Annotated in this window: 13 protein-coding genes; 6 read left to right on the top strand and 7 right to left on the bottom strand. The window is 47.1% G+C overall.

What is annotated here, in order from left to right:
- Positions 1-257: 257 nt before the first annotated feature.
- The 6 genes from prfB (at position 258) to NG792_RS22800 (ending at position 4,904) form a co-directional block, all read left to right on the top strand.
- Positions 258-1,380 (top strand): peptide chain release factor 2 gene (gene prfB, locus NG792_RS22825; RefSeq protein WP_261236910.1). Its coding sequence is split into 2 segments (ribosomal slippage): positions 258-329 and positions 331-1,380, totalling 1,122 coding nucleotides; the frame shifts between segments, so codons are not numbered across the junction.
- 309 nt (positions 1,381-1,689) lie between these two features.
- Positions 1,690-1,917 carry a DUF3285 domain-containing protein gene (locus NG792_RS22820; RefSeq protein WP_261236909.1) on the top strand — a complete coding sequence of 76 codons (228 nt, stop codon included), beginning with the start codon at positions 1,690-1,692 and terminating at the stop codon, positions 1,915-1,917.
- Between the two features lie 20 nt (positions 1,918-1,937).
- Positions 1,938-2,459 carry an rRNA maturation RNase YbeY gene (ybeY, locus tag NG792_RS22815; RefSeq protein WP_261236908.1) on the top strand — a complete coding sequence of 174 codons (522 nt, stop codon included), beginning with the start codon at positions 1,938-1,940 and terminating at the stop codon, positions 2,457-2,459.
- A gap of 88 nt (positions 2,460-2,547) precedes the next feature.
- A complete protein-coding gene (locus tag NG792_RS22810) occupies positions 2,548-3,084 on the top strand; it encodes a diacylglycerol kinase family protein (RefSeq protein WP_261236907.1) in 537 nt (178 codons plus the stop codon).
- A 356-nt stretch (positions 3,085-3,440) separates the two neighbouring features.
- Entirely contained in the window at positions 3,441-4,040 is a 600-nt protein-coding gene (locus tag NG792_RS22805; protein ID WP_261236906.1) for an anthranilate synthase component II, read from the top strand.
- A 63-nt stretch (positions 4,041-4,103) separates the two neighbouring features.
- Positions 4,104-4,904: an MBL fold metallo-hydrolase gene (locus NG792_RS22800; protein WP_435387606.1), complete on the top strand. Its 801-nt coding sequence runs from the start codon at positions 4,104-4,106 to the stop codon at positions 4,902-4,904.
- Between the two features lie 186 nt (positions 4,905-5,090).
- Here the strand turns inward: NG792_RS22800 and NG792_RS22795 are convergent, their stop codons facing one another.
- The 7 genes from NG792_RS22795 to NG792_RS22765 form a co-directional block, all read right to left on the bottom strand.
- The gene (locus NG792_RS22795; RefSeq protein ID WP_261236904.1) at positions 5,091-6,260 is read right to left on the bottom strand and encodes a cysteine desulfurase family protein; all 1,170 of its coding nucleotides are present in this window, start codon (positions 6,258-6,260) and stop codon (positions 5,091-5,093) included.
- A 211-nt stretch (positions 6,261-6,471) separates the two neighbouring features.
- Positions 6,472-6,891 (bottom strand): type II toxin-antitoxin system VapC family toxin, encoded by a 420-nt coding sequence (locus NG792_RS22790; protein WP_261197880.1) that lies wholly within the window; start codon positions 6,889-6,891, stop codon positions 6,472-6,474.
- Positions 6,888-7,127, bottom strand: coding sequence for a DUF2281 domain-containing protein (locus NG792_RS22785; protein ID WP_261197879.1), 240 nt, complete (start codon positions 7,125-7,127; stop codon positions 6,888-6,890). The genes NG792_RS22790 and NG792_RS22785 overlap by 4 nt, the downstream gene beginning before the upstream one ends.
- Before the next feature lie 165 nt (positions 7,128-7,292).
- Positions 7,293-7,619 (bottom strand): DUF433 domain-containing protein, encoded by a 327-nt coding sequence (locus tag NG792_RS22780; protein ID WP_261236903.1) that lies wholly within the window; start codon positions 7,617-7,619, stop codon positions 7,293-7,295.
- Between the two features lie 113 nt (positions 7,620-7,732).
- Positions 7,733-7,969 carry a hypothetical protein gene (locus tag NG792_RS22775; protein ID WP_261236902.1) on the bottom strand — a complete coding sequence of 79 codons (237 nt, stop codon included), beginning with the start codon at positions 7,967-7,969 and terminating at the stop codon, positions 7,733-7,735.
- A gap of 26 nt (positions 7,970-7,995) precedes the next feature.
- Positions 7,996-8,193: a DUF2283 domain-containing protein gene (locus tag NG792_RS22770; RefSeq protein ID WP_261236901.1), complete on the bottom strand. Its 198-nt coding sequence runs from the start codon at positions 8,191-8,193 to the stop codon at positions 7,996-7,998.
- Positions 8,180-8,449: a DUF4258 domain-containing protein gene (locus NG792_RS22765; RefSeq protein WP_261236900.1), complete on the bottom strand. Its 270-nt coding sequence runs from the start codon at positions 8,447-8,449 to the stop codon at positions 8,180-8,182. Before NG792_RS22765 ends, NG792_RS22770 begins: the two co-directional genes overlap by 14 nt.
- Between the last annotated feature and the right edge of the window lie 272 nt (positions 8,450-8,721).

Genomic DNA, 8,721 nt, shown 5'->3' with positions numbered 1-8,721 from the left:
CAAGAGGTAACGAGGGACGCATAAGGGGTGAGCGAACGCTCATCAATTGTTAAGAAAGATGCGAGTAACGCATAGCCAAGACACAGGGGAGGGGACCGGAAGTAGAGCAAATCACTATGAGCGTAAAAAAGCTACTTTTGTAAGGGTGGAGTACGGGGCATCCTCACCCCAAGGAAAACAGTCTGCTTGGGTCAAGTTTCGCTACAATAACAATTAGTTATCTGCTTGATTGAGAAAGGAAATCCGCGACAGCCAACATGGAAGTTTTAGAAATCAAACGGGAAGTTGAACAGTTGTACGATCGCCTGGGTAAAACCCAGGACTATCTTTGACATTCCCGCCCTCACTGCCAAAATCCACGACTTAGAGCAATTAGCCGCTCAACCCGAGTTTTGGGAGGACCAGAGCACTGCCTCTTCTACCCTGCAAGAACTCAACGACCTCAAATCTCATTTAGATCAATATCATCAGTGGAAAAATAGCCTAGAAGATACCAAGGCCATCTTAGAACTGCTGGAAATGGAACCGGATGAGGCACTTTGTCAAGAAGCGGAATCCACCCTCACCCAACTCGACGAAGAACTGGATCGCTGGGAATTAGAACAATTGCTCTGTGGACCCTACGACAAAAGCGGTGCGGTTTTGAGCATCAATGCCGGTGCCGGTGGCACCGACGCCCAAGATTGGACAGAAATGTTAGTGCGAATGTACACCCGCTGGGGCGAAAGTCACGGGTATAAAGTTCAATGTAGCGAAATCTCCGAGGGCGACGAAGCAGGGATTAAGTCAGCCACCCTGGAAATTGAGGGACGTTATGCCTATGGTTACTTGAAAGGCGAAAAAGGAACCCACCGACTGGTGAGAATTTCGCCCTTTAATGCCAACGGCAAGCGGCAAACCAGCTTTGCCGGAGTCGAAGTCATGCCGATGTTGGATGAATCGGTGAAGTTAGAGATTCCCGAGAAAGATTTAGAAATCACGACCTCCCGTTCCGGGGGGAAAGGCGGTCAAAACGTGAATAAAGTGGAAACTGCCGTGCGGGTGGTGCATTTGCCAACAGGACTCGCGGTGCGCTGTACCCAGGAGCGATCGCAACTTCAAAACAAAGAAAAGGCCCTCGCTTTACTCAAAGCCAGATTGCTCGTAATCGCTCAAGAGCAACGCGCCCAAGAAATTGCCGAAATCCGGGGGGATATGGTAGAAGCCGCCTGGGGGAACCAGATTCGCAATTATGTCTTTCACCCTTATCAAATGGTCAAAGACCTCCGCACTGGCGTGGAAACGACCAATATTACCGATATTATGAATGGCGAATTTGACGCCTTCATCGAAGCCTATCTTCGTCAGGAAACTCAACTGGGGGATAGCAATTCTCTGTAAAAATCAAGAGTGATTGATTTTCCCGGAGTCCAACCTATTAAAAATTCAGAAGACAGGTTTCAATTTTCTGAATTTTTAATAGGCTTTTTTTTGATTTTGACTGACTTTATCCTCCAGGATTGATAAAATTTTCCCGACGTAAGCGGATAGGATTGCTACGGGGACTGTTGTCCTCATCGGAGTGACTTCAGGGTAAGGGTAAATTCTGTCCGATTTTTTTAAAGCTTAGAGAATTCAACCCCCAAAAAGTGGTAGAATTGAAAAAAATCCTATCAATTTTGTTCAGAACTCATAATTTTATTAACTGCGATGAGTCACCCATCCACCCCCTCTGAGTTGTCCGATCGGCCCGAACCTGAAACGGCCCCCTTGACTGAATCTGATCCCGGTGAAGCCCCAAAAAGCCCCCAAGATAGCTATGTGAAACTGGCGATGCGAAATATGGTTCGCAAGCGGGGGACCTCTTTGAAGCACTTCTTCCTCACCACGGCAGGATTGTTGGGGCTGCTGGTGGGATTGGCGTATCTAACCCGTTGATGCAGAGGACAAAAAATAGAGTGCAGTGTCAAACGATTCCGCTTGATCTGAGTGTGCAAAATGCCTATTGGGAATCTGATGTCCCGGGGAGAGTGCAGTTTGAGGCGATCGCCGAGGAAACCTGGGACCAGTGGTTCCAAACTTGGTTGCAACAGCTTGAAAGCGAACTCCCAGCGGCGATCGGCTATGAACTGAGCATCCGCCTGAGTGACGATGGGGAAATCCAACAACTCAATGCCCAATATCGCCATCAAGATAAACCCACCGATGTGTTATCCTTTGCCGCTTTAGAGGTAGAGTATCCACAGATAGAGTCTATCCCCGCAGAGATTCCTCTGTATTTAGGGGACATTATTATTTCCGTGGACACAGCAGCTCGACAAGCCCAACAGCAGGAGCATTCCGTCACCGTAGAACTCGCTTGGTTAGCGGCTCACGGACTCCTTCATCTCTTGGGGTGGGATCATCCGGATGAAGAGAGTTTGACTCGGATGCTAGGTCAACAAGAAACCTTACTCGCCGCCGTGGGTCTTGCCTTGTAAGGATACAGACAACACAACTTCTCCTCAAGTGAGGTTGTAGTATGGGGTCAGTATCTGAACAAACTAGCGCACGGAAGCAATACCTGCTATGAAAATAGACCGTTCGGAAATAACCGGCCAACCGACTCAATCCGTTGCCCCACCCTTAAATTTGTCTACTGTCCTGCCTATGTCTTCCGAGGGATCGACCCCACCACCCAAGCGATCATCGCATCAGCCTACCCGATTCAATCGTGATTTGTCCTGGCAGGTTGCTACTAACTTATTCATTAGTTTTAAATATGCGGCAACGGGAATCAACTACGCCTTTCAAACCCAACGCAACTTTCGGATTCATGTCGTCATCGGTTCGGTGGCGATCGCCTTGGGGATTTTTTTACAAGTCGGCTTTGTAGAAATTTCCATCATTACGTTAACAATTGGGGCCGTTTTAACAATGGAACTCCTAAATACTGCTTTAGAATCTGTAGTGGATTTAACCGTTCAGCAAAGTTATCACGACTTGGCTAAAATCGCTAAAGACTGTGCCGCCGGTGCGGTTTTAATCTCGGCGATCGTGGCGATCGCCGTGGCTGGATGCCTGCTGTTACCCCCCTTATTCACCTGGGTGCAAAATATTCGTTAACTCAGCATCTTTACCCTCCCAAGTGGAGACAGTCCCCGGTTCCGTTTACACCCTGTACGGTCCCCGCCTAAACTCCTCGGGTTATGAATTGCCAAGGCTACAAGTCTCAATCGCGATCGGGAAGGGTGGAACTCATCCACCCCTCCCCCGAATCCCCTGGCCCTCAACCGGCATCCCTTTCAATCTCCTGAATCTGACCCGCTCAACTCGGGTTCAAAAACCTCTTATTGTATCAGAGAATGTCCAGAGATTAATTTAACAGGATGGGCCTAAACTGCTAACTTTAAGCTTTAAACTCTAAACTCTAAAATCCCCCATTATTATAATGATTGTTCGCCTAAACAGGAGTCTTTATCTTGATTGTCGTTATCGATAACTACGATAGTTTTACTTACAACCTCGTCCAGTATCTCGGAGAACTGGGCAAAGAAACGGCGATCGCCTCAGATATCCGCGTTTACCGGAATGACCAAATCACCATCGACCAAATTCGTAAATTAGGACCGGATGCGATCGTCATCTCCCCCGGACCCGGACGCCCAGAAGATGCAGGCATTTCCCTGGAGTTAATTACCGAACTAGCCCCCACCCTGCCCATTCTCGGCGTTTGCCTCGGCCATCAATGTATCGGCCAAGTCTTTGGCGGTCAAATCGTCGGCGCACCGGAACTGATGCACGGCAAGACCTCCGAAGTTCATCACAACGGAGTTGGCGTCTTTCAAAACCTAGAGAATCCCTTTACCGCCACGCGGTATCATAGTCTCGTCATTGACCGAGACACCTGTCCTCCTGAACTCGAAATTACCGCGTGGGTTGAAGATGGCACAATCATGGGCGTGCGACATCGGAAGTATCCCACCCTAGAAGGCGTGCAATTTCACCCCGAAAGCATCCTCACCACCCCGGGAAAACAACTGCTGAAAAACTTTCTTAATCAGTTGAAATCCCCCGTATAATCCAACCTTTCATCCTCGACCGTTGACCTTTAAATTCCGCTGTTGGTAGCGATTTCGATCATGATTAATCGGCGACAGTTTTTCCATTATGGGAAAGTAGCAGCTTTGGCAGGGATTGCCACCACACTTCCTTCGGCATGGCAACATTGGGCAGCTCAAACGCCCCCCAATTCTGCCAACACTTCCCTCTCTGTGCAATGGTTAGGCCATACTTGCTTTTTATTTGAAGGGGAAGGCCAGCGGGTCCTCGTCAATCCCTTCCGGACTGTCGGATGTACCGCAGGATATCCCCCCCCGTTGGTTTCCGCAGATTTAGTCTTAATTAGTTCCCGGTTATTGGACGAAGGAAATACCGAAGGACTGCCAGGAGAACCCCGATTATTGTTTGAACCCGGGTCCTACCAGTTTCGCAACAAGCAAATCCAAGGAATTCGCACCGACCACGATCGCTATGGCGGACGACGCTTCGGCATCAATGTCGCCTGGAGTTGGACCCAAGCAGGAGTGAAAATCCTCCACCTCGGCGGCGCAGCGGCACCGATTAATTCAGAACAGCAAATCCTCATGGGACGCCCCGATTTGCTGTTACTGCCCGTAGGGGGAGGTCCAAAAGCTTATACCCCTTCGGAAGCCAAGGAAGCGATGGTCAAATTGAATCCCAAGGTGGTGATTCCCATGCACTATCGCACCACCGCAGCGGATGCTCAAGTTTGCGATTTAGTTGAGGTGGATGAGTTTTTATCGGTTCTGGATAATCGGGTGGTCGAACAGGTCAATGCCAATTCGATTGAACTGAGTACGGGTAGTTTGCCCGAAACAGGTCCCGTGATTAAAATCATGAGTTATCAAACCGTAACGGGTTGAACTAATCTGTCGCTAACTCACGAATTAAGCTCCCGTGAGTTAGCAACCCCAGATGTTTCAAGAGTTCATAAAAATTGGAGCTGATTTTCACAGCACAGAGCAGTTTTCCCTCCTACAAGTGATAGCGAGTTGCAGTTAAAAACTGTAGTTTTTTTCCTTTTCAGTTTAGAAGGCTATTCTAAAGGTTTAGGCTTCCATCAGCGCCCGAATGGCACGGACTTCACTCCCTAGAATTTCAGCCGCGCGATCGATATCTGACTCGGTGGTAAATTTACCGATACCAATTCGCAATGCGCCATCAATGACCTGGGAAGATAACCCTAACCCTTGCAAAACGTGAGAGGGGGTTTCTACGCCGGAGGAGCAAGCGGCACCTGTCGAGATGGCGAGGCGATCGCGCACCCGAGAAATTACTGCACTGTTCGGAATATCCGGAACCGAAATATGCAAATTTCCCGATAGGCGATCGCTCATATCCCCATTAATCACTAAACCGGGAATTTCTTTAAGTAGCAACCCTTGCAACTTATCCCGCAATGCTGCAATTTTCCGCTCATCTTCCGCCATTTCTAATTGCCGCAACCGACAGGCTTCACCTAACCCCACAATTCCCGGAACATTCAAGGTCCCCGAACGAATTCCCTGCTGATGTCCCCCGCCAAATAAAATCGGTTCCAGACGATAGCCTTGGCGCATCACTAACGCGCCGACTCCTTTCGGACCATACAATTTATGGGCGGAAATCGTCAAATAAGTTATTCCCCATTCCTGAAACTTGATGGGAATCTTTCCTATCGCTTGAGAAGCGTCACAAAGAAAGGGGATATTATAAGTTTTAGTAAGATTGCCAATCGTTTCAACGGGATAAATCGTGCCAATTTCGTTATTAGCTGCCATAACGCAAAGCAAAGCAACCCCAGTGGCACAGACTTGTTGCAACTCATCTAAATCCAGTCTCCCTTGGGAGTCTATCCGCAGGTAAACGAGTTCGGCAAGCCCTTTTTTTGCCAAAGCATTGCAGGTATCTAATACTGCCTTATGTTCTACGGGAGAAACGGCAATTCGTGGTTTACCTGTAGCGGGGGTATGGGCGAAAATGGTCCCTTGAATGGCCAGATTAATGCTTTCCGTTGCGCCGGAGGTGAAAACGATTTCTTTGCGAGATGCGCCGATTAATTCTGCCACCTGAGTTGCTGCTTGAGAAACTGCTTTTTGAGCGCGATCGCCATAACAATGGTCGATACTGCTGGCATTACCGAATTCTGTCGTCATATAATGCAGCATTTTCTCGGCCACTCTCGGGTCAACTGGAGTGGTAGCATGGTAGTCGAGATAGATGGGATAAGAGTCAGTCATCGGATATCCATCAAATCAAGTCTGAACTATTGCACCATCAAACGGCGAAGTGATGCGCTGATATATTGTTCACTCATTTACCCGGGTTAAATCATGAAGATTGCCAGCTTTCAGGATAATAATTAGATGTTCAATGGTTCATACTCATCCAATACATTAAGAGAAATAGAAGAGGAACTTTCCTGCGAACACTCCCTACACACAGTCAGGACTAGCTGGGAGGCATAATGACAGGAATTTCTTGATTTCTGTTTTTGCGGTAAATCGTAAAATCGCTGTCGAGCGTTAACACCACACTGTCAGGATATAACTCAGCCATCCGAACAATACAAGCATCTGCAAGAGACATCGGTATCGACTGGTATCGCCTCGACAGTTCTTGTATGGAAGCCGCTTCTTCATTCAAGCGAAAAGGGATTTGAATCGTGCCGTTATTCAGTAAAAAAATAACTGACTCTTGACCGTTATGGAGGTTTTTTAAAAGAAAACAAGCCTCTGAAATTACCGATTCACAAGTCAATAAAGGCGGTTTAACTTGAGCCAACTCCTGTTTTACCCACTCATGCCAAGTATCGCGTTTATTAAGTAATGCAGCCAATGGCCCCGTATCAAGGATGATTCGCCGTCTCATGACCTGCCGTATCCCTCCAGATAATTTTTGTTGGTTGAGAGATCCGCAGGACCTTCCAGACAGCCAATAAATTGTGCCGCTTTGGTGAGAACTGATTCCGGAGTTTCATCTTCTTCAGAGACATCTGTATCGGCTCCACTGTTTAAGTGTAATAATTCTACAAAGTTAAGCACTTCCTGCTGTTTTTCAAGAGGTAAATTTTCCAATTTTTTCACAATGGTCTGAACAATGCTCATGGAGTCTCTCCATTTTTGGTTTATTCATTATTATATCAGGGTGAAAGTGATTGTGACTCATCCAGGAATAGAATCGTGCCCTGGGAGGACATCGTGACCCGCTAAACGCAGGAATTCGACAATAGGAAGAGGGAAATTTTCATCGGCATCAAGACGCGCCCTGTTTCAGTCTTCCTCATTTCTTTGAATTGCCGCTTCCATTTCCTCTGGGTGTGCCTGGGAATAGTTCCAAGCATTGACTAAATCTTCGGCACTGAGTTGAGGAAAATCCTGTAAAATACGACCATCAGACGCGCCTAATCGACGATAGTTGACGAGAGACCAAAGGGGGATGCGCGTATTGGCGATTCTAGCATCGCCGCCACAAACTCCGGGGTTTTTTTCAATCCCTTTCCAAGTGTTACTTAAACTTTGGGCGAGAAGTTGAATCGCTTGGGCTTTTTCTTCTGGCGTTAAGGCTAGGAGTTGGGGTTCTAGTTCTTTTAGGGTCATATTTTAAAGGGGGGTTAATATTTTATCAGAGAAACGGAAAACCGGCGATCGCCTTTCTAGAGGTCTGCCTTATACTCCTAAGAGTCCGCGATCGCAACTTCAGCAATCTAAAACTACAGCTTATCAAGTTCCTCCGGTTCTACATCGGGTACTTTCATTAAAACCTCTTGAAATTGTTCCCAACTCCCCCGTTTTGCTCGCTCTACTAAATAATCTTGAGTCATCCAAGCGGAAACTTGAGCCGAAAGGGCGATCGCAACTAATTGGTCAAGGGAGATATTTTCTCTCCCTGGCAATTCTGTCACCTGGTTGTACAAAAAATCGGGAATGTTTACATTTAACTCACGCATTTAAAGTTTGGACATGAAGCTAAACGTCAAGTCTCGAAACCGACTTCAATCGGGGAGCCTTTGGCAACAAATTCTTGGACATCTAAAACCTCGATTGTCACCACCTCTCCACTGGGAGAATAGTGAATAATTAGGGAGCCTTCATCTTCAGCATAGGCAATGGGTTCGTCTGATAGTTCAATCAGCAAAGCATCCACATCTGGACTATATCTAATCCGTTTCATATCGCGACCTCCTTCCTGGGTAGTGGGTAATGACTAAAATGCGATCGGCATATTCTCTGTAGACGACTCTGAGAACTAAAGTCTCATTTAATCTTTTTTGAGCGATGTATTTTTCTCCTCCGCTAAACTCTACTTTGTCTGGCGATCGGATTGTCTCTATAATTATTTCGGGAGCAATCGTAATTCCGTGAGTTGCTAAGACTTCAATTTTTAGTAGGGCGTGTTGACTTAGTTCTATACTTTTCTCCGCAGTCAAAGTGATCGCCTCCGGTTTAGATTGACAGGAATGAAAGGCGAGAGTCCATTTGTGTCAGTTGTGCTCAAAGTTCGTCGGGAACTTCAATGGGAATGATAGACATTGGAGAACTTCTAAGAAAATAGTGCCTCGATTATAGCAAATTTGGAGGGGAGTCTTGCGATCGCCTTTCTAGAAGTCTGCCTGATCCGTCCTAGAGTGGGCGATCGCAACTTCAGCAATCTACAACTGCAGCTTATCAAATTCCTCCGGTTTTAAATCGGGCAGTTTCA

Source organism: Laspinema olomoucense D3b (assembly GCF_025370785.1).
Classification (GTDB): Bacteria; Cyanobacteriota; Cyanobacteriia; order Cyanobacteriales; family Laspinemataceae; genus Laspinema; species Laspinema olomoucense.
Note: the sequence above shows the minus strand (reverse complement) of the source record. Positions and strands in the feature narration are given on the sequence as shown.